We start from the raw sequence: 24,989 nt of genomic DNA, 5'->3' as shown, positions 1-24,989 counted from the left end.
ACGTTCATGCGAACAACGAACATTCAAGCTGTAGTAAAGGTCACACTCGCCACCAGCTGAGGAACCCGCTCCACCAACTGCCTTTCTGAGGCTTGCCCTGGTGTTCCCGGGCCCGGGTGTCTCCCCCGTCGGGGCCGCCCGTCGAGGCGGGCACGGAACCCCGCCTCGTGCTGCGTACCGGAGTGAAGCGGGCGGGCAGCGCGTTGAGCGCACGGTGGAAGGGGCCGGGCCGCCAGGTCAGCGTCTCCGCGGGAACGCCCAACTCGATGTCGGGGAGCGCGTTCAGCAGCTTCTCGATCGCCCGTATGGAGATCAGCAGCGCCGGGTCCTTCGCCGGGCAGGCGTGCGGCCCGGCGCCCCAGGCCAGATGGGCCCGCTTGCTGAACGTCTGCCGGCTCGCGGACAGGCTCGGGTCCGCGTTGGCCGCCGCGAAGCTGATGAGCACCGGGGTCCCGGCTGCCAGCTTGTTCCCGGCGAGTTCCACATCGTGCACCGGGTAGTGGGTGGCGTAGTTGGCGATCGGCGGGCTGTTCCACAGCACCTCGTTGATGGCGTCCTCGACCAGGAGGTCGCCGCCGCCCTGCGGGCCGCCGGCGAACTGCTCGTCGGACAGCAGCAGCCGCAGCGCGTTGGCGATGATGTTCTGTACCGGCTCGGTGCCCGCCCCGATGAGCAGAGCGAGCTGGTGGACCATCTCCTCGTCGGTCAGCCGCGACTGGTGCTGCATCAGCCAGGAAGTGATGTCGTCGCCCGGCGTGCTGCGCTTCAGGGTGACCAGCTCGAACAGGGAACCCGCCATGACCTTGTTGGCCCGCTCCACATCGACACCGTCGAACAGGTTGGAGATGGCGCTGATCAGCCGGTCGCCTATCTCCGCCGGGCAGCCGAAGAGATCGTTGAAGACCAGCAGCGGCAGCAGCTGCGCGTAGTCGCTGATCAGGTCGGCTTTGCCGCGGACGCTGAACTGGTCGACGAGGTACGTGGCGACGCGGTCGACATGCCTGCTCACCCGGTGCATGTCCAGACGCGCGAAGCTCTCCGTCACCGCCTGGCGCAGCCTCAGGTGCTCGGCGCCGTCGGAGAACATGCAATTCGGCCGGTACATCATCATCGGCAGCACCGGGCTGTCCAGCGGCACGCGCCCCTCGTTCAGCGCGCGCCAGCGGCGCGAATCCCGCGCGAAGGTGTCCGGATTCTGGAGGACATGGAGCGCGGTGGCGTAGTCCGTGACGAGTTCGGCCTCCACACCGGGAGCCAGCTCGACGGGCGCGCTCGGTCCGTGCTGCCGCAGCATGCCGTAGAAAACGTCCGGCGCGGCGGCGAATTCCGGCCCGTGCAGGGGCGCCCTTTCGCCACCGGCGTGCGCGGGGCAGCCGGGTGGCGGAGTCTGGAATTCCGAGTGAGATTGCATGCCTGAGCTCCTAGTTGACGCGGGACTGTAGATATCGGACGAGGGCGATCAGGGAATCCGCCGAGGAACGCTGATCCCGTGCGTCACAGTTGACGACGGGCGTCTCAGGAAGCAGGTCCAGCGCCTCCCGTATCTCATCGAGCGAATGCGAGGGAGTCCCGTCGAACCGGTTCACGGCGATGGCGTACGGGATTCCGTAGTGTTCCACCAGGTCCATGACAGGGAAGGACTCGTCGAGACGCTGTGGGTCGACCAGGACCAGCGCACCGAGCGCCCCCCGCGTCATGTCTTCCCACACCTGAACGAACCGCTGCTGTCCGGGCGTTCCGAACAGATAGAGGACCAGCCTCTCGCTGAGCGTGAGCCGGCCGAAGTCCATGGCGACCGTGGTCGTGGTCTTGTGGGGCGCGCCTTTCGGGTCGTCAATTCCTGCGCCCGCCTGGGTCATTACTTCTTCGGTCCGCAGCGGAGGAATCTCGGACATGGTCCCGATGAATGTGGTCTTGCCCACGGCGAAATGCCCGACCACGAGGATCTTCGCCGCGGTCTGCACTGAATTGCGCAGGTACACGCCGTCATCCAAAGCGAGCCTGGAGCCCATTCAGCACCTCCTCAAGAATCTGCCGGTCGACAAGCTGAGCGCTAGGTATGGGTGCGCGGGAGTAGAGATAGCCCTCCCGCGCGAGATCGAACACCAGAATCTTGACGACGCCCACCGGCAGCCGGGTGTGCCCGGCTATCTCGGCGATCGAGAGGAAACCTCCCGAACACAGCTCCAGGAGGCGGAGCTTCTCCGGATCGAGGGGATTCGTCCGGGGCGGCTCCGTATGCATGGTCACCAGAGTGATCAGTGAGAAGTCGCTGTCGTCAAGAAGATCCCGGCCGTTGGTGATGACGTACGGCCGCACTAATTCCGCTGCTTCGTGTTCCAGCTCCGGCTCGTCATCTGTCGTCATGGCTGGATATCAGCCCTCTCACGAGGCGGGCTTGTCAACGCCTTACCGAGCTGGCCGACAAGCTGTTGCATGCGGAACGTGATCTCTGCCATGTCGACATCGGGCGACGCCGAAACCGCGAGATACGCCCCTTCGCCGGCGGAGATGAGAAAGACCCAGCCATGGTCGAATTCGACCAGCGTCTGCCGCCATTGCGGCCGGCTGGCGGGCGCACCGCCGTGGCAGAAGTCGGCGACCGTACGGCTGAGCGACTGCATTCCGCTCATCGCGGCGGCAACGGTGTCGGCATGGTCCCGGCCGACTTCCTTCGAGCGGGCCATGAGGAGGCCGTCGGCGGAGACGAGAATGGCGTGCTGCGCTTCGGGCAATTCCAGAGCACTGTCAAGCATCCACGACAGATCGTAGTTCACTGAACCTCATGCCCTTCATTGCTTGCATCGGTGGAACGGCGGCCGGATTGCGTGCCGCGCTGGAATGCGCCCATGACGGACGCGGCCCTTGCGCTGTCGCGGGCCGGGGTTTCGGTGCTTTCGTTCTCGGTCGGCACGATGGATATCGCACCGCGGCGGCGGCGCTTCGGCAGACCGCCGGCCGTCGTCTCGGGAACCGGGTGAGCGGGAGCCGGCTGCCCCAGGGGCGGAGCACTGGCAGCCGGGTGGCCGCCGGCCGGGTACCCAGGGGCGGCGGGGGCCGGAGCCGGGCCTCCGGAGGCCGGATGACCAGGAGGGTTCTCGGGCGGCAACGGGGCGGAGGCGGCCACGGCAGGACTCTCCTCGGGCTCGTGCAGGGACGTCAGCAGATCGTCGGGGAGCAGGACGACCGCGCGCACGCCGCCGTAAGGAGAGGTGGAATCCACCGAAACGCTGAACCCGTAGCGGGCGGCGAGCACACCGATGACGGTGAATCCGAACTGCGGCGGATTACCGAGGCTGGAAACGCTGGCTGTATTCTCGCTCGACAGCAGCTGAGCGGCCCGCGCCTTCTCCTCCTCGTTCATACCGACACCGGCATCGTCGACAACGATGCACACACCCTTGGGCACCGGCCGGATATTGATCTCGATCATCGTTTCCGGCGCCGAATAGCTGGTGGCGTTGTCCAGCAGTTCGGCGAGCACGAGCGCAACCGGTTCAACGGCACGGCTCACGATGGCGAAATTACTCTGCGACCGGATCTCGACGCGCGTGAAATGGCGAATGCGGCCCTTGGCACTGCGGACCACATCGTAGAGCGAGGCATTGTGCCGCCGCCGGCCGAGCCAGCCGTCACACAGGACGGCGATGGACTGGGCACGCCGCGCAAACTGCGAGTTCATGTGGTCGATGTCGAGCAGATCCTGAAGGATCTTGTGCTCGCCATAGGTCTCCTGGAGCTTGGAAATCGCCAGCTGCTGCTCGCTCGCCAGGCCCTGAAGCGTCCGCATGGCGGACTTCAGCGTGGTCTTGGTGGCCTCTTCGGCCCGGTCCTTGGCCTCTTCCACCGCCTCCGTGTAGTGATCTTCAAGATTGGCGTAGTGCTGCTTGAGCTCAGTCTTTTCTTGTCGAAGCTCCGTGATCTTTTTTCTGCCGCGAATAATCGCGGTTGCGGCGACAGGGGTACCAGCGATCAAACCCCAGAACGCTGGATCCTGGAAGTATTGCGTCATAGGACTCTCTTCGGACGACGGAGCCACCAGGTGTCGTATGTCTGGCCGCGACGTGCGGAATCAATCGCGCTCCCAGAGATACATGAACGGCCACGCACAGTCGCCTGCCAGAAAGCCATCAAAGGGCCGGCTAATGGCATAGTTCTCCCCGGGGTGGCGGTTTTCTTAGGCCAATGCGCGGAATTTCTTTCCTGCCATATCAGGTGACTACCCCGTTGGCAAGTGCGATGATCTTAGCATCACAGCAACACCCGTCGTCCAACGGCGATCTGAACACCCGGCACATCTGAAGCAGATTCAACAAAGGCCTGCTTCGGGGCCATTGGGCGCATTGCCGGACCTCGGAGCAAGAGTCCCGGCCAGCTCCTGACGAACCGTCAGGGCATACGCGTGTGACGTGGCCCACACCGAAACCGGGGGCCGGTCAGCGCAGTTCAGCGATGCGGGGTGTCGTGGACATAAGTGATCTCGCCGCCGCGGACCCGGACGACGCGTACGGTCATGTCGCGGTCGGTCCCGCGCAAGTAGTGCGCCGTGCAGTGGGTCCACGCCCCCTTGACCGCGCGCAGGTCCTTGGCGCAGTCGACCGAGCGCGGCCCCCGGGGAATCACCGGAAGCGACAGATGGCCCGAGATCGAGCGGGCGACCTCGTCGCGCGGGACGGTGTCGGTCGTCCCGTCCACCTCACTGGTCGCGTCCCGCTCCCCCAGCCACTGGTTGCCCGCCGTGATGCTCCCTGCCAGCAGAGCCGTGCCCGCCAGCGCCAGACCGACGACTCGCAGATTTCGCACGGTTCTCCCTCCAGCGGGCCGACATCATCACCGGCCGCGCTCCCATGGCCGGGTCACGGACAATTCTTACGGGTGGCCCGGCGTCGGCAACAGGAAGACCCCTGCCGTGCGACCACCTGGGCGACGGTGCGTCAAACGGACGGCACGGGGCCCTGCATCTGTTCGCTGATCCAGTGCAGCGAGTCGGCCATCCGCTGGATGTAGGTGTGACCGCTGTGCACACCATCCGGTATCTCGAAGAGCGTGGAGTGCACCGGCCCGCCGGTGTAGTCCTTGATGAAGCGCTTCACATCGGGCACCGCCGCCTCCTTGCTGCCCAGCTCGAAGGCCAGGTAGACGGGCAAGCCCTTGTGCGCGGTCAGCTGCCGCGCCAGATGGCGTGGGTCATTGGCACGCATCTCGGCCGGATGCCCCTGCCACATCGGCGAATCCGGCCTCGTGTCGGGCCCGTTGACGATGGCCGCCTTGAACTTCTGCGGCTTTTTGAGCACGGCCTTCAGCGCGGCGAACCCGCCGGACGAGGACCCCATGAACGCCCAGCCGTCACGGCTGTCGAGCGTACGGAAGTTGGCCCGCGCGAAGTCCGGTACATCCTCGGTCAGCCACGTGCCCATCTTCGGCTGCCCCGGGATGTCACTGCCGTCGTAGTACTTCCTGCCCGGATTGAGCACCGGCATGACGACGACGAACGGCAGCGTCTTGCCCTGCCGCGACCACTCCGCGATCCGCTCCTGGAGCGCAAAGGCGTCCCCGGCCCAGTAGTTGAACGGATAGCCATAGGCACCGGGCAGCGCGATCAGCACCGGAAACCCGCTCCTGGCGTACTGCGGCTCGTGGTACTCCGGCGGCACCCAGGCCCAAATGTCGCCGGTGAAACCGGACTTCCGCCCGTGCCACTTCGTCCTCACGACCTGGGTGCCGTCGTCCCCCGTGGTACGGAACGGCGTGAAGGAGGAGCGCGGGCCGCGGGGCACCACCGCCCGGGGCTTGCCGTTGACGGCATCCGCCGCATGATGGGCCCGCAGCCGCGGCACACTCGATGCGTCGACGATGTCCCTGCCGTGGCCGCAACCGGACAGCAGCCCCAGAGCCACCACACTCACGGCAGCACGGACACGCAGGCGCTTCATCGGGACGTTCTCCTTGGATTCTTGGGCCGGCCGCGGGCAGCCACGCTGCCACCGCGGCGCCGGTCGAAAGACACCACTTTAAGATCGTCCGAAGCACCCTCGGCGCCGACCCCGGCCACCGTGACCTGGTGGTCCCTCCTCCCGGCCCCCTGGGCGAGAGGTCCGGCCGCGTCAAACACAGCGGCGGAGTTTCCCTCGTTCGATGAGCCCGCTGGTTGTTTACCGGACGGTCGGTTCTGGCATCGTTGGTTCCCTATTCGGAAGGGCGCGGCGCTGTGCCGTGGTTGGGGATGACCGATGACCGCGTGGGCAGATCGCCGGCCACTGCCCGGCGTAGTGGGACGGGCCGTTGAGCATGAGCAGATGTCCGGGCTGCTGGACAGTGCTCCGCTGGTGACGCTCACCGGAGCCGCCGGCGTGGGCAAGAGCGTGCTGGCCCGCGCCGTCCTGGAGGAGCACACCGCTCGGCACGGCGGCACGGTCATCCGGGTCGGCTGCTGGGACGGTCTGGCCGAGGGCGGTCTGGCCGACGCGCTGCTGCGGGCGGCCGGCCAGGCGGACACCGCCTGCCGCAACAGCGCCCGGCCCCTCGCCCGGCGTACGGCTCCCCCCTGCGTCGGCACACCGGTGCCCGGCCGGGCGGACCGGACGGAGACCGCAGCGGGGTGCACCCCCGCGGGCGGCACGGCACTCGCGGCGCTGACCGCACACTGCCGGGGGCATCGCGTGACCGTGCTGCTGGACGACTGCGACCCGGTGCTCGCCGAGTGCGCACAGCTGGTGCGCCGGCTGCTGCGGGCCGATCCGGCGCTGCACATCGTGGCGACCGCACGGGGCCGGCTGGGACTGGCCGAGGAGCGCGTCGTCGAGATCGCGCCGCTTCCGGTGACGCTGGGCGAGGGGATCGCCGGACCGGCCGTCGAGCTGCTGGCGGCGCGGACCGGCGCCGCGACGCCCGAGCTCCTGGTCGCGGTGTGCCAGGCCCTGGAGGGCTCACCGCTGGCGATCGCCCTGGCCGCGCACCAGCTGGACCGGATGTCGTTGCCGCAGCTCGCGGCGCAGGTGGGCACGGACGGTGCGCTGTTCTACTCGGGTCCCGCGGCGACCGCCCGGCACACCTCGCTGCACGCCGCGCAAGCCGCGGGCTACGCCCTCTGCTCGCCCACCGACCGGCGCGTATGGGCGAGACTCTCCGTGCTTCCCGACGATTTCGATCCCTGGCTCGCCGGATGCGTCTGCACCAGCAGTGACGTTCCTTCAGCCGCGGTCGACGGCGCACTGGAACGGCTCCGTACCGCCTCGGTCGTCGAACGCGTACGGGACGGGGGCGGCGCTCGCGAGGACACCGGGGCCGCGCTGCCGCCACGCTACCGACTCCCGCGCGCCGCCCGCGACTTCGGGCGGACGCAGCTGCGGGAGGCGGGCGAGGAGCCCGCGGCGCTGCGGCGGTTCCGGCAGGCCTGTGCGGCACTCGCGGCCGAGGCCCAGATCGCCTGGCAGGGCCCGAACCAGCAGGTCGCCGTGCGGCTGGTGGAGGACGAACAGGCCAATCTCGACGCGGCGCTGACCCGGCCGCCGCAGGACGCGGAGGATGCGCTCGGGGCGCTGGAGATCGCGGTGTCGCTGTGGTTCCGCTGGGCGGCCTGTGGCTTTCGTCGGGAGGGGCGGGCCCATCTGGACCGGCTGCTGCTGCTCTGCCGGGACGACACCGCGCTGCGGGCCAGGGCGTTGTGGCTGGCCGGCTATCTCGCCGCGCAGGAACATGCGCTCACCACCGCGGAGGGGCTGCTCGACCAGGCGTGGACGGCGGCGGTGATGCATGCCGACGGCGACGGGCTGGCCCGTATCGCGCATGCGCACGGGGTGCTGGCGCTGTACCGCGGGAACACCACGACGGCCGTGGCGTGTCTGGAGGACGCCGCCCGGCACCACTCCAGGGACCCGTGGTTCGGTCCGGGGCCCGCCCACAGCTGGGCGCTGCTCGCCATCGCCCTGGCGCCGCTCGACGCGGAGCGGGCCAGGGCGGCGGCCGACCGCGCCTGGGAGACCCGGCACTCCGACGGCGACTTCTGGCTGTACTCGACGATCCTGTACGCCCATGCCCGGACCGAGAGCACCCATGGGAAGCCGGCGGCGGCGCTGCGGGCGTGTCACAAGGCGCTGGTGGCCAAGAAGGTGATCGGTGACCCGCTGTTCATCGCGGGGGTCCGCAACATGCTGACCGGTCTGCGGCGGACGGTGCGTCGCGGGATGCCGCCGCCGGACGGCGACGAGGAGGAGGCCCCGTGGTGGCTGCGCGCCGGGCCCGGCGTACGGGCCCGGCCGTTCTTCTCGCGGCTGCGGGCACGGTCCTGAAGGCCGGGCCGGTGTCGCAAAGAGGCCGGTGGACACGTTCCGTGACGCGCCGACCGCGTTCGGGATGCGGGAGCGCCGGGCCGGTCGCATGCTGGGAAGCATGAAGCGTGCCCCCGTGATCGTGCATCCGCCCTCCTCGGGCGGCCGCCGTGTGACGCTCTACGGTCAGGATCTGGGCCGGGCGCTGCGCCCGGGTGATGTGGCCGCGATCCTGCGCCGGGCCGGTTTCTGCACCACGAAGTTCGTCTGGGACGACGCCGGTGTCTTCGAATGGCGCGACGGCGGACCGGACGTCTGGCTGATGCCCTGAGGCGACGCCGGTCCTCGGCCCGTCTGTGTCATCAGGTGAGTTGAGCCGGGCGAGCGCCTGACTTCCGCCTGAAGAGCGCCCGTTGAAGAGCTTCCGTTGCGGGCCCCGTACGAGCTGCGCGGAGGTGGCGCAGCGGCTCCGGGACGGTCAGTCGACCGTCGCGCCGACCGGGGTCTCCGCCGCCTCGCGCGCGACGGCCGCCTTCTTCGCGCGGTGCTTCATGAGCAGGAGCGAGCCGATGCCGAACAGCAGGGCGGCGACCAGTCCGAGCCAGGAGAAGCGCTTGAGCCACGACTCGGCGACGACGCCCACGCTGTAGATCAACGCGGTGGTGCCGCCGGCCCAGACGATGCCGCCGAGGACGTTGGCGATCAGGAACTTCCAGTACGGCATCTTCAGTACGCCGGCGAGCGGGCCGGCGAAGATGCGCAGCAGCGCGACGAACCGGCCGAAGAAGACCGCCCACATGCCCCACTTGTCGAACTTCGCCTCGGCCATCGCGACATGGTCGGGGCCGAAGTGCTTGGGGAACCTGCGGCCCGCCCACTGCAACAGGGGCTTCCCGCCCTTGCGCCCGATCAGATACCCGATGGAGTCACCCAGGATCGCGCCGGCGGACGCACAGGCACCCAGCACATACGGGTTGATGTGATCCTGGGTCGCCGCGAGAATCGCCGCACTGACGAGGACGATCTCACCGGGGAGCGGAATACCCACGCTCTCCAGGCCGATGACCACCCCCACCAGGAGGTAGACGCTCACGGCCGGTACCGTCTCGAGCCACTCCTGGATGTGCAACGCCGCTTCCTCCGCTGGTGTAGGGCCCCCGTGGGCCGTGCCCCGGCATCCATGAAACCGGTGCCGGTCGATCCCCTGGCGCGCCGCAGCACGCCCGGGAAGCGTACTCGATGGCGCCGTCCGGGAGCCGAATCCGCATGCGGTACGCAACGACCTGCTCCGCGGCCCGGTCCGGTGCCGCGGGCCCGCTCAAAACAGCGGCGGCCCGCCGTGCGGCGCACGACGGGCCGGGGAGAACCCCACTGTGAAGCAGCTCACTTGTTGGGGCGCAGGGTCCACACGATGCTCATCTCGCCGGTGACCGCGCCGTCCTCGCGGGTGATGGCGATGTTCACGGGGAACTCCGGGCGCTCACCGGCGTCGAGCTCGGCGATCACCTCGGCCACCGGCCGGCCCAGTTCCGCAGTGGCGGTGACCGGTCCCATGGCGAGCTTCTTGTAGCCGATCTCGGCGCGCACCGCGAGCGGCACCGCCCGGCCGAGCTGGTCGCCGAAGGCCGCCATCACGATGGCACCGCTCGCCGACTCGGCGAGGGTGAACATGGCGCCGGCGTGCGGTCCGCCGACGTGGTTGTGGAAGTCCGGCTGGTCGGGCATGCGGACCACGGCGCGCTCGGCGGTGGTCTCGGTGAACTCGAGGTTCAGGGTGCGGGCCATCGGCACGGATGCCGCCATCATTTCGCCGATCGACGGCAGGGTCTCGGAGGACATGGGCGCCATGTTACCTAGCGGTAGCTTAGGTGTGAAGGGGTGCGTGCTCCCCGGCCTCGGGGCGTGCAGGGCGACAGACCTCATACCTGTGACGTACGCCAGGCCCCTGACGGAATCCGGGCCCGAGCGGCCGCCGGAAACCCCTGTGCGGCCGGCTCGCCACCCTCCGTATCGTTGACGCCCATGTGGCCAGGACAGCAGCACAGCGAAGACGGGCGGGTGACCTGCCCGGAACGCGGCGTGCGCCGAGCAGCAGGCAGCCCCGGCCGGAAGCGGTCCCGCACGGTCCCCGCCCCGCGGGTGCTCGCTTGGTGAGGACCCGCCCCGCGTGGGCGGGGCGGAACTATCTGCTGCTCACCGGCGCCACGGTGATCGCGAACCTCGGCAGCTCCGGTGCGCTGATCGCCACCGCTTTCGCGGTGCTCGCCGCCGGCGGTTCCGCCACCGACGTCGGGCTGGTGGCCGCCGCGCGGACCATCCCGCTCGTCCTCTTCCTGCTGATCGGCGGCGCGGTCGCCGACCGGCTCCCCCGGCATCGCGTGATGGTCGCCGCGAACGCCCTCAGCTGCGTCTCCCAGGGCCTGTTCGCACTGCTCGTCCTGGCCGGCGAGCCGCGGCTGTGGCAGATGGCACTGCTGGCCGCCCTCGGTGGCACGGGGCAGGCGTTCTTCGCGCCGGCCTCCGAGGGCATGGTGCTCGCCAGTGTCTCCGGCGAGCAGGCGGGGCGCGCCTTCGCCGTGTTCCGTATGGGCATGAACGGAGCGAACATCGGCGGCACGGCGCTCGGCGGCGCACTGGTCGCCGCGGTCGGCCCCGGCTGGGTGCTGGCCATCGACTCCGCGGCCTTCGCCCTCGCGGGCGCGCTGCGCGCCTTCCTCGACGTCAGCGGCGTCCCCGTGCGGGCTGCCGGCGGCGGGGTGCTGCACGACCTGCGGGACGGCTGGCGCGAGGTCGCCTCCCGGCGGTGGCTGTGGGCGGTTGTCGTGCAGTTCTCCATCGTCAATGCGGTGGTGGCGGCCGCCGAGGCGGTCTACGGGCCGCTCGTCGCCGAGCAGCATCTGGGCGGCCCCGGGCCCTGGGGTCTGGCGCTGGCCGCCTTCGGTGCGGGCACCGTGGGCGGCGCCCTCATGATGACCCGGGTCAGACCGCACCGCCTGCTGCTCATCGGTGCGCTGTGCGTTTTCCCGCTCGCCCTCCCGTCCGCCGCGCTCGCCGTCCCCCTTCCGGCGGGCGGGCTCACCGCGGTCATGTTCGGCACCGGGATCGCGGTCGAGGTCTTCGCGGTGACGTGGATGACGGCACTGCACCAGGAGATCCCCGAGGAGAAGTTCTCCCGGGTCTCGTCCTACGACTGGCTCGGGTCCCTGGCCGTGGTCCCGCTCGCCACCGCGCTGGCCGGCCCCGTACAGGACCTCGTCGGCCGGACGGCCGCACTGTGGGGCTGCTCGGCGCTGATCGCGCTGCTGACGGCGGCGGTGCTGTGTGTGCCCGAGGTACGGCGGCTCACCCGGCGTACGAAGCCGGAGCCCGCAGCGGGCGGAGCGGTCTCCCGTGCCGCCGGGGCGACGGAATCGCACACCGCGCAGGCGGAATGAGCGGACGACGCCGACCTGGTGCGAAACCGCGGCGGGCCGCGCTCAGCCGACGCTGAACGCGCCGTCCGGTGGCACCGGGGACGCCACCGCCTCGGCATCGCGTACGGGGACCGCGTCCGCGATCAGCCGCCGCAGCGCCGCGCCGTGCTCGACCCGGGCCGGGAACGCGTCACCGGCCGTCCGCCGGGCCAGCGCGGCGATCGGCAGCGGTGCGCGCGAGGCGAGCAGCACGGCGTTGCCGAACCGGCGGCCGCGCAGCACCGACGGCTCGGCGATCAGCGCGAGGTGCTCGAAGACCGTGGCGAAATTGGCGAGTTGACCGCGCAGAAAGCCGAACGGAGCGCCGTCCGCGAGGTTCGCGGCATAGCAGCCGTCCGGCCGCAGCACCCGGGCGGCGGCCTGCGCGTACTCGACCGAGGTGAGATGCGCGGGCACCCGCGAGCCGCCGAAGACGTCCGCCACGATGACATCGGCGCTGTCCTCCGGCGCCGCCTCCAGCGCCGTACGGGCGTCCTCGGCGTGCACCGTGATCCCGCAGTCGGCGGGCAGCGGGAGATGCTCCGTGACCAGGGCGAGCAGCCCGCGGTCGGCCTCGATGACCTCCTGCCGGGAGTGCGGACGGACGGCGGCGAGATAGCGCGGCAGGGTCAGCGCCCCGCCGCCGAGGTGCAGCGCGTCCAGCGGCCGGCCCGGGGCGGCCGCCTCGTCCAGGACGTGTGCCAGCCTGCGCACGTACTCGAATTCCAGATGTGTGGGCGCGTCGAGGTCCACGTAGGACTGCGGTGCACCGTCCACGGTGAGCAGCCAGGCGCGCGGCCGGTCGACGTCCGGCAGCAGCTTGGCGGTGCCGCAGTCCACGGCCCGGGTGACGGGTATCGGCTCGGGTGCATCGTCCACCGTCCCATTGTGCCGGTGCGGTCACCGGGCCCCGGCAGCCGGTCCGGCCGGCCGCTCAGTCCGACCAGACCCGCTGGATCTGCGCCGCATGGGCCACTGCCTGCCGGCGCCCCGCGCGGGCCGCGTCGGCGCGCTTGGCGGGGTCGAGGACATTGCGGCCGAACGCCGCCCTGGCCGCGCGGTCGGGGGTGAGCACGCACACCCGGGCGCCCTGGCGCGCCAGTCGTTCGCCCTGCGCCCGCGGTCCGGCGATCGGCCCGCCACTGGCGGCCATCGGCGCGACGATCACCACCCGGCCGTATCCGGCGGCCAGATCGGCGTTGGCGCTGGAGTGCACCCCGCCGTCGATCCACCGGGTGCCGTCGATGGTGACCGGCGGATAGATGCCGGGGACCGCGCAGCTCGCGCCCACCGCGTCGAGCAGCCGCACCCCGCTCGTGTCGTCGAAGGCGGTCCGCTCCCCCGTCGCCGCATCCACCGCCGTGATCACCAGCCGGCGGGCCGGCCAGTCGGTGAGGTTCAGGGTCCGGGCGATCGCCGTGCGCTGTTCCGCCTCGGTGACGGTGCGGGCCGCGAGCGCCAGCCTGCCCATGCGTATGCCGAAGGAGACCGTGTCCCGGGAGCGCAGCGCGATGGCCGCGAACCGGGCCAGTGCGGCCGGGCCCATACGGGCCGCCGAGCGGTTCTCGGGCACCGCGAGCTGGCGTTCGTACATCTCGTCCAGGCCGAGATGCCCGGAGGTGAGGTGGGCGCCGACGATCGATCCGGCGGAGGTACCGATGACGACGTCGGCGTCGGCGAGGTCGAGGCCCGCCTCGGCGAGACCGGCGAGCACACCGATCTCCCAGCCGATGCCGGTGAGCCCTCCGCCGCCCAGGACCAGTGCCGTACCCGCCATCAGGTCTTCCTCCTGTCTCCGGCCGACCGCCCGCACCGTCCGGCGCAGGGGTCGTCCTCGTGGCCGTTCCACCGGGCGAGCAGTCTTGCACCCGGGCGTCCGCCGGGACAGCAGGAGGCTGCGCCCCGCACCGGAAAGGTGCCGGACGCAGCCTGCTGACCTGCGGTGTCTCACTCCTCGACGGTGCGCACCGTGCCCGCGCCGACGGTCCTGCCGCCCTCGCGGATGGCGAAGCCCAGGCCCCTCTCCAACGGCACGTCCCGGCCCAGTTCGACCGACACCGTCACCGTCTCACCGGGACGGGCGATGCCCCGCTCGCCGAGGTCGAGGTCGCCGACCACGTCCGCGGTACGGATGTAGAACTGCGGCCGGTAGCCGGTGGACAGCGGCGTACGGCGGCCGCCCTCCTCGGTGGAGAGCACATACACCTCGGCGGTGAAACGGCGCCGCGGTGTGACGCTGCCGGGCGCCGCGACCACATGCCCGCGGCGCACCTGGTCGCGGTGCAGACCGCGCAGCAGCAGCGCGACATTGTCCCCGGCCTCGGCGGACTCCATGGGCTTGCCGAACGTCTCCAGCCCGGTGACCGTCGTCTCGGTCTCCGCACCGAGCACCGCCACCCGGTCGCCGACCCGCACCGTGCCGCGCTCGACGGCTCCGGTGACGACCGTGCCGCGCCCGGTGATGGTCAGCACGTTCTCCACCGGCAGCAGGAACGGCGCGTCGACATACCGCTCGGGCATCGGGACATAGGTGTCCACGGCGTCCAGCAGCGCGTCGATCGCCTCCGTCCAGCGCGGGTCGCCTTCCAGAGCACGCAGCCCGGAGACCCGTACGACCGGTACGTGCTCCCCGTCGTAGCCGTGCGCGCCGAGCAGTTCGCGCACCTCCAGCTCCACGAGGTCGGTGAGCTCGGGGTCGCCGGCGTCGGCCTTGTTGAGGGCCACGACGATGTGCCGAACGCCCACTTGTTTGGCGAGCAGCACATGCTCGGACGTCTGCGGCATGATCCCGTCGAGCGCGGAGACGACGAGGATCGCCCCGTCGAGCTGCGCCGCGCCGGTCACCATGTTCTTGATGAAGTCGGCATGGCCGGGCATGTCGACATGGGCGTAGTGCCGGGTGCCGGTCTCGTACTCGACATGCGAGATGTTGATGGTGATACCGCGTGCGGCCTCCTCCGGGGCCCGGTCGATCCGGTCGAAGGGCACGAACGTCCCGCTCCCCCGGTCGCTGAGGACCTTGGTGATGGCCGCGGTCAACGTGGTCTTGCCGTGGTCGACGTGGCCCATGGTGCCGATGTTCAGGTGCGGCTTGGTACGCACGTATGCCGTCTTGGGCATGATGTTCTTCCTCGCAACAATGCGGTGAGGACGGCGACTTGGCGCCGTGGGGACCCCTGAGCCCCGCCGACCCTCCCCCTGCGGGGTCCGCCGGACGATCCGGAGAGGGTCAGCTTCGTGCGCCGTCGGCCGCCGCGGCGGCCTGGACGTCGGCTGCTGCGACGGCAGTGACTGCGGGCGCGCAGTGGGCCGCGGCGATGGCCGCGAAGGGATCGACGGCAGCCTTCGGCTCGTCCGCGGCTGCGGACGGGAGCGGGAGGAAGGCATGCCGGATCATGCGTCATATGGTGCCGGGCGGCCGCTCCGGCGTCGAACGATTTATCCGGCAGCCGCCTTGGCACCACGGCTCCTCGGCCTTGGCATTACGGCTCCTCGGCACCCTTGTCGGTTACGCTCCCGGGATGCTTCCGCCCGCCGCAACGCCCGACGGCCTCGCCGCGCGCTGCACGCGTGTGCTCTTCTCCCCGTGGTGCCGGCTGGGCCTGCTGCTCGCCCTGCTGGCCTGCGCCGCGGCCATGACGCTGTGGTGGCAACCGCAGCACCTGCTGACCGGGGGCCGGCCCGCGCAGCTGTCCGGCCCGACGGCTCTGGTGGTCTTCGCGCTGGCATACGGGGCATGCACCACCGCTTTCGTCCCGCGCCCGGTCCTCAATCTCGCGGCCGGGGCCCTCTTCGGCAGTCAGGCCGGCCTGGCCGGCGCGCTGGCCGGTACGGTACTGGGCGCCGCTCTGGCCTTCGGGCTCGGCCGGCTGCTCGGGCAGGACGCCCTGCGCCCGTTGCTGCGCGCCCGGTGGCTGACCGCCGCCGACCGGCAGTTGAGCGAGCACGGCTTCCGGTCGATGCTGGCGATCCGTCTCTTCCCGGGTCTGCCGTTCTGCGCCACGAACTACTGCGCCGCGGTCTCCCGTATGGGCTGGCTCCCCTACCTCCTCGCGACGGCCCTCGGCAGCATCCCGAACACCGCGGCCTACGCCGTTGCCGGTGCGCGGGCTTCCTCGCCCACCTCACCTGCGTTCCTCGTCGCCATGGGTTTCATCGGCGTCAGCGCTCTGGGCGCGCTGGTGGTGGCCTGGTACAAACGCAAGGCACTGCGAGGACACTGACAACGGATCGGGCGGGCGACGGACTCACCAGCGAAGGCCGCGGAGGCCGGTCGGGTGCCGTACGACCCGGCCCCTTTGGTCACCCGTATACCTCCGGACGTTACGCTGCCCCCTGTCGGCGATGATCCGCATCCGCCGCCACCGTCCGCTTTCTCCCATCTTGCGCAGGTCAGCGCTTGATCACCCTTGGATAGCGTGTTTTCCATGTCTTGGTTTGAATCTTTCGTCCTCGGACTCGTCCAAGGGTTGACCGAGTTTCTGCCGATCTCCTCCAGTGCGCATCTTCGTCTGACCGCCGCGTTCGCCGGCTGGCAGGACCCCGGTGCGGCGTTCACCGCCATCACGCAGATCGGCACCGAAGCGGCCGTCATCATCTACTTCCGCAAGGACATCGGGCGGATCATCTCGGCCTGGGCCCGCTCCCTCTTCAACCGGGAGCTGCGGCACGATCACGATGCCCAGATGGGCTGGCTGGTGATCGTCGGCTCGATCCCGATCGGCGTCCTGGGCATCACGCTCAAGGACGCCATCGAGGGCCCGTTCCGCGATCTGCGGCTGATCGCCACCACCCTCATCGTGATGGGCGTGGTCCTCGGCATCGCCGACCGGCTGGCCGCCCGCGACGAGACCGGCGGCCGGCACCGCGCCGCGAAACAGCGCAAGAGCCTCACCGACCTCAGCGTCAAGGACGGCCTGCTGTACGGCGTCTGCCAAGCCATGGCACTCATCCCCGGCGTCTCCCGCTCGGGCGCCACGATCAGCGGCGGCCTCCTCATGGGCTACACCCGCGAATCCGCGGCCCGCTACTCGTTCCTGCTCGCCATCCCTGCGGTCCTGGCCTCCGGCGTCTTCGAGCTCAAGGACGCCGGCCAGGGCCATGTCGCCTGGGGTCCCACCGTCTTCGCCACGGTCATCGCCTTCGTCGTCGGCTATGCCGTGATCGCATGGTTCATGAAGTTCATCTCCCACAAGAGCTTCATGCCCTTCGTCATCTACCGCATCCTGCTGGGCATAGTCCTGTTCGCCCTGGTCGCGGCGGGGACGCTGACGCCGCATGCGGGCGAGACGGCGGGCTAGCCGGCTCGCCCAGGGCTCCGGCGGAAGGGTTCCCTCCCCCCTTCAGGGCCCGGAACAGGCACCCGCCAGCGCCGCGCGGCCTCCCCGTGACGGGCGGCCGTCAGCGATAGCCGGTGTCGTCGGCCGGGAGGCCCCGGTCCTGGACCTCGACGACGTAGCGCCAGCAGTCCGGCCGGGTGCCGTCGGTGTCGGTGAATCCGTAGAGGGGCGCGAGTTGCCCGCTGGAGACGACCGTGCCCGTCCAGCGCGCGACGTCCGGGGCGGCGGCGAGGGCGACGACCGCCCGCGCGACATAGACCGGGGATTCGGCGATGCAGAAGTGCGGCACCTTCACGGTCGCCTCCCGCCAGTTGTCCTCGGTCACACCGAAGGCCTCGAGCATCTTCTCCGAGCGCAGCCAGCCGGGGGTCACGGCGACGGCGCAGCCGTGGTGCGGGGCGAGTTCATGGCTCTGGGCCAGGGTCATCCGCTGCACGGCGGCCTTGACCAGGTCGTAGAAGAAGCCCTCGTGGTGCCGGTAGGCGACGTTGTACTCCGCGGTGCCGTCAGTCATCTCGATCACCAGCCCGCCGGGGCGGCGGATGAGCAGTGGCAGCGCGTGGTGGCTGGTGATCGCGTGGGTGTCGATGCCCATGCGCAGCATCCGCAGGCCGCCGGTGAGATCGTGCTCCCAGAGGGTGGTGCCGAACTGGGCGTAGGCATCGCCGCCGAAGATGTCGTTGACGAGGATGTCGAGGCGGCCGTGGTCGCGGTCGATGCGCTGGACGAGATCGCGGACCTGGTCGCTGTCGAGGTGGTCCACCCGTAGAGCCGTACCGGTGCCCCCGGCCTCGGTGATCAGTTCACCGGTCTTCTCGATCGTCTCCGGCCGGTTGATCTCCGAGCGGCCCGCGGTCCGGCTGCTGCGCCCGGTGGCGTACACCACGGCGCCCGCGCGGGCGAGTTCCACCGCGATCGCCCGCCCGGCACCTCGCGTGGCCCCGGCGACCAGCGCGACCTTTCCGTCCAGCGCACCGGCCCGCGCTTCCTCGGTCGCCATGGCCTCGGCCTCCTCCTCTCATCGTCCCCGCTCAGGAATCCGGGCGGGGACGTGTCGTCCTCGGCAGGCCCGGTGACGGCCTGCGGGGGCGGGGTACGTACGTAGTGCCGGGGAATCGTGTCGAAGTCAGGAACTGAGGTGGTATTGGGCCCAGGGCTGATGGGCCGGTGCGGAATCCTCGTGCGAGGGCGCGAGGGTCCCCCACGGGGCGAGGGCGTTGTCCCATTCCGAGGCAAGAGCGGCCATGTCCGGGACGGAATCGGCGGACGGCATCGTGCCGGTGTGCCAGGCCGATGCCATCTGGTATCCGGAGGGCGCGGCGTTCCAGGCGGCCGTCTGCTGTGCGGGGATGGTGTATTCGGCCTCGTGCACATCGCCGGGGCCGCGCCGGTGGCGTCCTGCATGGTTCTCGGCCGGGCCCGGATAGAACCGCCCCTGGGCGGACAGCTGTTGGGCGCGGGTGACCAGGCGGGTCAGGTCGAGCCCGAATTCGGCGGCAAGTTCACGCAAATCCACCCCGGTCTGCCAACTGCCGATGAGGACCGCGTCCATCGCCGGGGACCAGTTCTGTTCCGGGGCTCCTGCGCCGCCGGCACCCTCACGGGGCGAGCCGGCGGGGCGCGTTCCGGCAGTCGGGTTCTGGTGGGGATATTCGGCAGCGGGATCGGGCGCCGGCGAGGCCTCGTCCGGCTCCCTCGCCGGCGCAGCGGGAGTGGCGGCCGCCAGCAGCTCTTCGGCCACGGCGCGGGCGTCGTCCTTGCCCACCGTGCGCCGGGCGATCCGCACTTCACGCTCGTTCAAACCGAACAGACCGGCCACCGCGCCGGTACTGCCCACCGTTACCGCAAACGCCGCCAAAACCCGTGACCGGTCGGCCTGCGCCTCGTCAAGCCTGGCCTGCGCCTCACGCACCCGCTCATCGCCCAGACAAAACGCTTCTGCCAGCACGGCGTTGCGGTCCCACAACTCTCTAGGATCCATACTCATTCAACGCCTCTTGGGCAGAGGTGTCCCGATCTGACTCAGCAAAGCACCCCAAAGCACCCATCGAACCACCAGATGAAAATCACCCCGGTGCGCGGCCCTCGATCGCGCTCGACGTGGTCCGGATGTCATATTCCCTGGTCACGTGGCTGCGTAAATACGCAACGCCGATTGTCGGTGTCGTGGGCTAGTGTCGTGATCGACGACATTTTTATCGTTCCATGTGCTCATGGGGGGGCCATGACTCGTTTTTCCCGTACCTCGTCCCGCGTCGTGGGGACGCTGCTCACCGGAGCCGTCCTGTGCGGCACGGCGGCATGCACGGCGTCCGGCGGCGCGTCCGACGACCGCAGAGCCGCGTCGGGGAACCTCAACGCCATGCCGGTCGCCGCGGTGCAGAAGGCCGTCAACAAGGGCGCCAAGCTCAGCTCCGTGTCGTATCACCTCTCCGGCAAGGTCCCGGGCCAGGGGACCGTCGAGGGCAAGGTGGCGTTCAGCCTCCGTCCGCGCGCCATCGATATGCGGATGAAGGCCTCCGGGGGCAAGGAGGAGGGCGAGTTCTCGGTGCGGCTCGTCGGGGACGCGGTGTATCTCGGCGGGGGCCGGCAGGCTGCAGACGCGATGGACGGGAAGCACTGGCTCAAGTTCGCCATGAAGGGCAAGAAGGGCGCGGGGGGCGGCGGCCTCGGGGGGATGGAGCGGCAGGCCGACCAGGACCCGGCGGCGCAGGCGTCGTTGCTCCCGCAGTCGGACCACGTCAAGAAGGTCGGCGAGGAGACCGTCGGCGGGGTGCGGACGACGCACTACGCCGGTGTGGTCGATGTGACGGAGCTGCTGACCAAGCGGGCCTCCAAGAGCGCGCTGAACACCGAGCGCCGCAAGAGGGTCATCGAGCAGTACAAGCAGCTCGGCGTGACCAAGCTGAGCCTCGACATGTGGGTCGGTCCCGACGACCGCACCGTGAAGTTCCGTGAGCGTGCGCAGGCGGCCCAGGGCCCGCTGGACGTGACCATACGGTTCTTCGACGTCAACAAGCCGGTCACGGTCCAGGCGCCGCCCGCATCCGACACGGTGGATCTCCAGCAGAAGCTCAAGGAGGCCGGAAAGCGGCTGGGCTAGCGGGAGTTGGCGCTGCGCGGCGTGGGCTCGTCGAGGTGCGGCAGACCGATCGGGTTGGGGAAGGGCAGCACATCCGCGGCCAGGATGCGCCGGACCACGGGTTCCAGCGTGTGCAGCATGCGCTCGGTCTCCGCCTCGGGCAGTGGATGCAGCAGTCGGCCGGCCAGCCGGTCGGTTGCCGCCTCGATGCGCTCCCGTTCCTGCCGGCCGTGTTCGGTTGCGTCGCCTTGTGCGTCCACGAGGCCACGGGAGCGCAGCCGGTCGGCCGCTGCGGACCACTCCTCCTCGCTCCATCCGCGGTCCTGCCGCATGGTGTCCCGGGGAACACGGCCCGATGCGGCGGCCAGGACGAGGGCCTCGCAGCCGTCGAGGCCTTCGTCGGCGAGCACGGCGATATGCGCATCGCCTCTGAACTCCCGCAGAGCGGTGACCAGTTGCCACAACCGCTCGACGGGGTCGGCGTGGTCGCACAGCGCGCGGTTGGCGGCGAACAGGGGGCGGGCGGTGGCCGGTGCCGCGTCGACGATCGTCTGGAGCGGGGGCAGCATGTCCGCTGCTGCGTGCTCCAGCTCGGGGGCGACCCCGCGCAGTGCGTGGGCCGCACGGCTGCCGCGCTCGCCGAGGACGTGCGCCGGGCTGGTGACGCTCCAGGCCGCGGGCAGCGCACGGGCCACCATCCCCGGGGCGAACACCCCGAGCACGGCCGTGGCCGCCGCGGGTTCCACCGCCCCCAGGGGCGCCGTGCGCGAGGCGAAGTACCCCATCCAGAAGCCCTTGAGACCGAGGTCCTTGCCCAGGTCACGGCACTTGTCGTCGAAGTAGCAGACCGCATGCAGCGGCTCGGTCAACAGCCAAAGCGATCGGGCGCGCAGCTCCATGAACCGCACGCTACCGCCGCCGCACGTCCGCCGCACCGCACCGAAGCGCGAAGGCCGCCCGCACCGGCGGCCTCGGCACACCCGACCCCGAAGCGAGGATCACTGGCAATGTCCGGCAACACAGAGATCATCAACAGCACCCTCGACCGCATCATGGCGGGCTATGTCTTCCCCCGGGGCGCCGCGGAGGCCGACCGGGCGGTCCGCGCCCGGCTGGCAGCCGGTGAGTACGACTCACTGAGCGGTGCCGCGCTGTGCGAGACGGTGACCGCGCATTTCCAGGAGGCCTGCCCGGACAGACACCTCAGGCTGTTGTGGGAGGACGAGCCCCGGTCCACCGGACCCGGAGACGACGATGCAGGCCGGGCAGCCTTCCTCGCATTGATGCGGGTCGAGAACCAGGGCATCCGCCGCTGCGAACAGCTCGACGGCAACATCGGCTATCTGGACGTCCGATGGATTGCCGACGCCGGGGAGGGCGCCCGCGCGATCGGTGCGGCCATGGAGCTGGTGGCGCACACACGTGCCCTCCTTCTCGATCTGCGGGAGTGCCGCGGAGGCTCACCCGCGGGCGCCGCGATGTGGTGCAGCTATTTCTTCCCCGACGACGAGGTGCACCTCAACGACTTCTACGAGCGCTCCACCGACTCCACCCGGCAGTACTGGACCCTCCCCTATCTGCCCGCGCCGCGCTATCTCGGCCGTCCGGTGTACGTGCTCACCAGCGCGACCACCTTCTCGGGCGGCGAGGACGTGGCGTACACCCTCCAGGCTCACGGCCGTGCCGAGGTGGTCGGCGAGACGACGAGAGGCGGTGCGCACCCCACCGCCCGGTATCCGGTGACGGAGCACATCACGGTCACCGTGCCGATGGCCCGGACCATCAACGCCGTCACGGGCACCAACTGGGAGGGCGTAGGGGTGCAGCCGGATCGTGCCGTACCGGCCGAAAAGGCACTCGAGACCGCGCACGGGGAGGCGAGGCAGCAACTGGCGTAGCACGCGCCGACGGGCGGGGGCGGTGGGCGGTGCGCGGGGCGGGGGTACCCGGCGGCCGTCCCGTACTCGTCGGCGTCCGGGGGCTCGGCCGTCGGCCCGGTGGTGGTCCGGCGTCAGCTGGTGGTCCGGCGTCAGCCGTCGGTGCGGCCGCCCGCTCCGAAGCCCGACTGCCAGGCCCACAGGTGGGTGCAGTTGGGGCACTGGAGGTGCAGGACGCTGCCCTTGTTCGACAGAAGGTAGCGCCAGTGGTCACCGCAGGTGCGGCCGTCGAGGCAGGTGCCGCAGCCCTGGTGGTCCTGGCAGCGCGGGCACGGGACCCAGGCGCGACGGCCGATATCGGCGGTCGGGTCGAGCGGCAGCATGCTCAGGCCTGCCCGGGGCCCGGCAGCACCTCGGCGGCGACCAGCATGTCGTAGGTGGCCTGCTGCTCCGCGTCCAGGCCCGAGTAGAGGAGCCGGTACGCGTCGTTCTCGCCCTCCATCACCGCGACGGGGTCCCAGGAGTCACCCAGCGCCGCGAGGACTTCGGTCCGTCGACGGGCTTCGTGCGCGGCGAGGTCGAGCTCGAATATCTGGTGGTCAGAGCTGTTGCGGTCGGTCATGGTGCGCGTCCTGTGCCACTTGCGGATGATGCGGACGTGTCTATCAAGTGGGGCGGCACTGAGGAAGCGTCAGGCGGAGAACAGCAGACCGGAGGGCAGCGGAGGGGGAGGGCCGGTAGCGCAGGGTGATGCCGCGAAACAGAATATGTACTAGCAAAAGGGAATTTCCGGAGGGAATGCTGCTTGCGGCATGCCCGATATGTTGCGGAATTCAGAGGGTGATGGAATTCATCCCTGCGAGGTCGGATCGTCCGCCCCGGCCCTCACCGAGGAAGCGCCCTGCCCCGCGGCAGGCGGCGGGCCGGGCAGGCGCCGCAGCGCGACCGCGGCGGCGTCATCGCCGAGCCGGCCGTTCGTGTGCCCCAGCAGGTCCACGCGCAGTCGGCGCAGTACCTGCCGAGGACTGCTCTCGCTCCAGGCTCCTGCGCGCTCGGCTAGAGGGTAGAAGGTGCCCTTGCCGTCACGGGCCTCGCTCACCCCGTCCGTGTAGAGCAGCAGCAGATCTCCTGGCTCGAAGGGGAAGGTCTCGACCTCGTAGTCGGGGGCGCCGGCCAGCACGCCGAGGCCGACGGGCAGCGCGGGCCGCTCTGCGGACAGCGGGGTGGCCCGCCCGTTGCGCAGCAGCAGTGGGGGCGGGTGACCGCAGCTGATCAGGCGGAGGACGTGCCAGCGGTCGGGGATGTCCAGCAGCGCGACGGTCGCGAAGGTCTCGTCGGTGTCGAGGACGGAATCGGGGTTGCGAACGGAATCGGGGTTGCGGACGGTGTCGGGGTCGGGAACCGGAGCGGCGGCGGAGAGGAGGCCGGCGGCCGTGCCGGGGTCGGCGCCGGTCACCGTTTCCGACCTGCTCTCGGCGCCCGGCACGCTGTCCCACTGGCTGCTGTCCCAGCGGACGGCTCCGTCGAGGTGGACGGCCAGTCTGGGCAGGGTGGCCTGGCGGTGGGCGGCCGCCCGGAAGGCGCCCAGGAGGAGGGCGGCGTGACTGTAGGCGGGCAGCCCCTTGCCCCGGACGTCGCCGATGATCAGCCGGGTGCTGGTGGTGGTGCGCGCCGCCGCGAACAGATCACCGCCCATCTCCGCCTCCTCCTCGGCCGCCAGATAGAAGGAGGCGATCTCCAGGGCACCACTGCGGGCGGGCAGCGGACGGAGCAGGACCTGCTGCGCGACGGTGGCCACCGAGCGGCTCTGTGTGAGCCGGCGTTCGTTTCGCTCCCGTACGACCGTGAAGAGCACGACCAGCCCGGAGACGACCACCAGCGAGGCGATCTGGGCCTGCAGATTCTCGGTGAACAGCACCTGGCGCGCGATGCCGATGGACACCTGGGCGGCCACCGCCAGCGCACCGATCGCCGCCGTCGCACGAGGCCCGGCGAAGGCCGCGGTGATCGCGGGAGCCGCGACGAGCAGCGGCCCGAGATGGATGTCGGGCGGCGCGAGAACATCGATCACGCAGACCGCCACGATGAGCCCGACCGGGAGCAGCAGCAGGACGCGGCTCAGTTCCCGTCGTCCGCGCAGAGGCATCCGCCATGGAAGGGGCATGCCTCATGTTTGCACCCGAGTGAGCGAAATGCCCGGATAGCCCCCGTCACCCCTCCCGCTCCGCCGCCTCTCGCCGCAGGGCCCCGATGAGCAGGTCGAGCGCGGGCTCGACGGCCGAGCCCGCCATGAGCGGGAGATGCTCCCGTACGCGGTGCAGGCTGGGGAAGTCCTCCGCGGGCAGACCGGCGTACGCGTCCTGCCAGGCCTGCTCGTCCGCCGCGCGCTGGGCGGGCGCCAGTCGCAGGACGCCGGCGTCCAGGGCCGCATGGCCGAGGGCGGTGTCGACGAGTGCGTGGTAGTGGCGAACGGCGCCGGCCTCGTCGAACCCGGCCTGGAGCAGCAGACCGATGCCGGTGTCGACCGCATGCTGCTCATGCGGCCGGCCCGTGACCCGGACGGTGCTGAACACGGCGATCTGCGGGTGGCGCAGCGCGGAACGGTAGGCCCGCAGACCGAAGTCGCGCAGGTCGGCGGCCCAGTCGCCACTGGGGGCGAAGCCGGTCATGGACTCGCCGATGAGGCGGTCGGCCAGCGCCAGCAGCAGATCCTCGGTGTTGCGGAAGTAGCGGTAGACCGCGGACGGGTCGGCGCCGAGAGCGGCGCCGAGTTTGCGCACCGTGAAGGCCTGCGCCCCCTGGGCGTCGATGAGTTCGCATGCGGCGTCGACGATGAGGTCGGCCGACAGGACCACGCCTGAACTGGTCGGCCGGCGCCGCTTGCGCTCGACCGGGACGCGCTCGCTCTCCGCCACGCCGAAACCCTCCGCTTCACTCCGCCCCGGCCCCCGGGCCCTCTCGGAGCCAGTTAA

General features: G+C 70.5%; 27 protein-coding genes. 7 read left to right on the top strand and 20 right to left on the bottom strand.

Annotation, left to right across the window (positions count from 1 at the left end; genetic code table 11):
• Positions 1–40 precede the first annotated feature (40 nt).
• The 7 genes from K7C20_RS33775 to K7C20_RS33745 form a co-directional block, all read right to left on the bottom strand.
• Positions 41–1,411 (bottom strand): cytochrome P450, encoded by a 1,371-nt coding sequence (locus tag K7C20_RS33775; RefSeq protein ID WP_030083864.1) that lies wholly within the window; start codon positions 1,409–1,411, stop codon positions 41–43.
• 10 nt (positions 1,412–1,421) lie between these two features.
• On the bottom strand, positions 1,422–2,012 hold the full coding sequence (locus K7C20_RS33770; RefSeq protein WP_030083862.1) for a GTP-binding protein: 591 nt from the start codon (positions 2,010–2,012) through the stop codon (positions 1,422–1,424).
• Positions 1,987–2,367, bottom strand: a complete 381-nt coding sequence (locus tag K7C20_RS33765; protein WP_030083860.1) for a DUF742 domain-containing protein — start codon at positions 2,365–2,367, stop codon at positions 1,987–1,989. The genes K7C20_RS33770 and K7C20_RS33765 overlap by 26 nt, the downstream gene beginning before the upstream one ends.
• The gene (locus K7C20_RS33760) at positions 2,364–2,777 is read right to left on the bottom strand and encodes a roadblock/LC7 domain-containing protein (RefSeq protein WP_053209822.1); all 414 of its coding nucleotides are present in this window, start codon (positions 2,775–2,777) and stop codon (positions 2,364–2,366) included. Before K7C20_RS33760 ends, K7C20_RS33765 begins: the two co-directional genes overlap by 4 nt.
• Positions 2,774–4,012, bottom strand: coding sequence for an ATP-binding protein (locus K7C20_RS33755; protein WP_053209821.1), 1,239 nt, complete (start codon positions 4,010–4,012; stop codon positions 2,774–2,776). Before K7C20_RS33755 ends, K7C20_RS33760 begins: the two co-directional genes overlap by 4 nt.
• Positions 4,013–4,446: 434 nt before the next feature.
• Positions 4,447–4,803, bottom strand: a complete 357-nt coding sequence (locus K7C20_RS33750; RefSeq protein WP_030083852.1) for a DUF4333 domain-containing protein — start codon at positions 4,801–4,803, stop codon at positions 4,447–4,449.
• Between the two features lie 131 nt (positions 4,804–4,934).
• Complete coding sequence (locus tag K7C20_RS33745) at positions 4,935–5,933, bottom strand: alpha/beta hydrolase (RefSeq protein WP_053209820.1); 999 nt, start codon at positions 5,931–5,933, stop codon at positions 4,935–4,937.
• Between the two features lie 297 nt (positions 5,934–6,230).
• On the opposite strand from K7C20_RS33745, the gene K7C20_RS33740 reads away from it, so the two are divergent.
• Together K7C20_RS33740 and K7C20_RS33735 are read left to right on the top strand one after the other, a co-directional pair.
• A complete protein-coding gene (locus K7C20_RS33740; protein WP_053209819.1) occupies positions 6,231–8,288 on the top strand; it encodes an ATP-binding protein in 2,058 nt (685 codons plus the stop codon).
• Between the two features lie 100 nt (positions 8,289–8,388).
• Positions 8,389–8,598: a hypothetical protein gene (locus K7C20_RS33735; protein WP_030083845.1), complete on the top strand. Its 210-nt coding sequence runs from the start codon at positions 8,389–8,391 to the stop codon at positions 8,596–8,598.
• A gap of 147 nt (positions 8,599–8,745) precedes the next feature.
• On the opposite strand, the gene K7C20_RS33730 is transcribed toward K7C20_RS33735, so the two are convergent.
• Positions 8,746–9,396, bottom strand: coding sequence for a DedA family protein (locus tag K7C20_RS33730; protein WP_030083844.1), 651 nt, complete (start codon positions 9,394–9,396; stop codon positions 8,746–8,748).
• 254 nt (positions 9,397–9,650) lie between these two features.
• Entirely contained in the window at positions 9,651–10,106 is a 456-nt protein-coding gene (locus K7C20_RS33725; RefSeq protein WP_030083843.1) for a DUF4442 domain-containing protein, read from the bottom strand.
• A gap of 311 nt (positions 10,107–10,417) precedes the next feature.
• Between K7C20_RS33725 and K7C20_RS33720 the strand changes: the two genes are divergently transcribed.
• Entirely contained in the window at positions 10,418–11,701 is a 1,284-nt protein-coding gene (locus K7C20_RS33720; RefSeq protein WP_048829708.1) for an MFS transporter, read from the top strand.
• A 42-nt stretch (positions 11,702–11,743) separates the two neighbouring features.
• Here the strand turns inward: K7C20_RS33720 and K7C20_RS33715 are convergent, their stop codons facing one another.
• From K7C20_RS33715 to K7C20_RS33700, 4 genes are all read right to left on the bottom strand, one after another.
• Positions 11,744–12,598, bottom strand: coding sequence for a spermidine synthase (locus K7C20_RS33715; RefSeq protein ID WP_030083839.1), 855 nt, complete (start codon positions 12,596–12,598; stop codon positions 11,744–11,746).
• Positions 12,599–12,653: 55 nt separating this feature from the next.
• Positions 12,654–13,496, bottom strand: a complete 843-nt coding sequence (locus K7C20_RS33710) for a patatin-like phospholipase family protein (RefSeq protein WP_053209818.1) — start codon at positions 13,494–13,496, stop codon at positions 12,654–12,656.
• A gap of 170 nt (positions 13,497–13,666) precedes the next feature.
• On the bottom strand, positions 13,667–14,839 hold the full coding sequence (tuf, locus tag K7C20_RS33705; RefSeq protein ID WP_053209817.1) for an elongation factor Tu: 1,173 nt from the start codon (positions 14,837–14,839) through the stop codon (positions 13,667–13,669).
• Positions 14,840–14,948: 109 nt separating this feature from the next.
• Positions 14,949–15,116 carry a hypothetical protein gene (locus tag K7C20_RS33700; protein ID WP_167352530.1) on the bottom strand — a complete coding sequence of 56 codons (168 nt, stop codon included), beginning with the start codon at positions 15,114–15,116 and terminating at the stop codon, positions 14,949–14,951.
• Positions 15,117–15,240: 124 nt separating this feature from the next.
• Here K7C20_RS33700 and K7C20_RS33695 point away from each other — a divergent pair, with 124 nt between their 5' ends.
• Positions 15,241–15,942 carry a TVP38/TMEM64 family protein gene (locus tag K7C20_RS33695; protein ID WP_030083832.1) on the top strand — a complete coding sequence of 234 codons (702 nt, stop codon included), beginning with the start codon at positions 15,241–15,243 and terminating at the stop codon, positions 15,940–15,942.
• A gap of 204 nt (positions 15,943–16,146) precedes the next feature.
• Positions 16,147–17,019 carry an undecaprenyl-diphosphate phosphatase gene (locus K7C20_RS33690; RefSeq protein ID WP_030083830.1) on the top strand — a complete coding sequence of 291 codons (873 nt, stop codon included), beginning with the start codon at positions 16,147–16,149 and terminating at the stop codon, positions 17,017–17,019.
• Between the two features lie 100 nt (positions 17,020–17,119).
• On the opposite strand, the gene K7C20_RS33685 is transcribed toward K7C20_RS33690, so the two are convergent.
• Positions 17,120–18,058 (bottom strand): SDR family oxidoreductase, encoded by a 939-nt coding sequence (locus tag K7C20_RS33685; protein ID WP_030083828.1) that lies wholly within the window; start codon positions 18,056–18,058, stop codon positions 17,120–17,122.
• A gap of 126 nt (positions 18,059–18,184) precedes the next feature.
• Positions 18,185–19,045 (bottom strand): hypothetical protein, encoded by an 861-nt coding sequence (locus K7C20_RS33680; RefSeq protein ID WP_245171560.1) that lies wholly within the window; start codon positions 19,043–19,045, stop codon positions 18,185–18,187.
• A gap of 237 nt (positions 19,046–19,282) precedes the next feature.
• Between K7C20_RS33680 and K7C20_RS33675 the strand changes: the two genes are divergently transcribed.
• The gene (locus K7C20_RS33675; RefSeq protein ID WP_048829707.1) at positions 19,283–20,161 is read left to right on the top strand and encodes a hypothetical protein; all 879 of its coding nucleotides are present in this window, start codon (positions 19,283–19,285) and stop codon (positions 20,159–20,161) included.
• Here K7C20_RS33675 and K7C20_RS33670 read toward each other — a convergent pair.
• Positions 20,158–21,039: an SCO6745 family protein gene (locus K7C20_RS33670; RefSeq protein WP_030083820.1), complete on the bottom strand. Its 882-nt coding sequence runs from the start codon at positions 21,037–21,039 to the stop codon at positions 20,158–20,160. The genes K7C20_RS33675 and K7C20_RS33670 overlap by 4 nt on opposite strands.
• 108 nt (positions 21,040–21,147) lie before the next feature.
• Between K7C20_RS33670 and K7C20_RS33665 the strand changes: the two genes are divergently transcribed.
• Positions 21,148–22,038: a S41 family peptidase gene (locus K7C20_RS33665; RefSeq protein WP_030083817.1), complete on the top strand. Its 891-nt coding sequence runs from the start codon at positions 21,148–21,150 to the stop codon at positions 22,036–22,038.
• Positions 22,039–22,169: 131 nt separating this feature from the next.
• On the opposite strand, the gene K7C20_RS33660 is transcribed toward K7C20_RS33665, so the two are convergent.
• The 4 genes from K7C20_RS33660 to K7C20_RS33645 form a co-directional block, all read right to left on the bottom strand.
• On the bottom strand, positions 22,170–22,400 hold the full coding sequence (locus tag K7C20_RS33660) for a hypothetical protein (RefSeq protein WP_030083811.1): 231 nt from the start codon (positions 22,398–22,400) through the stop codon (positions 22,170–22,172).
• 2 nt (positions 22,401–22,402) lie between these two features.
• A complete protein-coding gene (locus K7C20_RS33655; protein WP_030083809.1) occupies positions 22,403–22,639 on the bottom strand; it encodes a DUF6400 family protein in 237 nt (78 codons plus the stop codon).
• Positions 22,640–22,867: 228 nt separating this feature from the next.
• Positions 22,868–24,181, bottom strand: coding sequence for a PP2C family protein-serine/threonine phosphatase (locus K7C20_RS33650; RefSeq protein ID WP_048829706.1), 1,314 nt, complete (start codon positions 24,179–24,181; stop codon positions 22,868–22,870).
• Positions 24,182–24,227: 46 nt separating this feature from the next.
• Positions 24,228–24,932, bottom strand: a complete 705-nt coding sequence (locus K7C20_RS33645) for a TetR/AcrR family transcriptional regulator (RefSeq protein WP_053209815.1) — start codon at positions 24,930–24,932, stop codon at positions 24,228–24,230.
• Positions 24,933–24,989 lie beyond the last annotated feature (57 nt).

It is taken from the genome of Streptomyces decoyicus, assembly GCF_019880305.1.
GTDB classification, from domain to species: Bacteria; Actinomycetota; Actinomycetes; order Streptomycetales; family Streptomycetaceae; genus Streptomyces; species Streptomyces decoyicus.
Note: the sequence above shows the minus strand (reverse complement) of the source record. Positions and strands in the feature narration are given on the sequence as shown.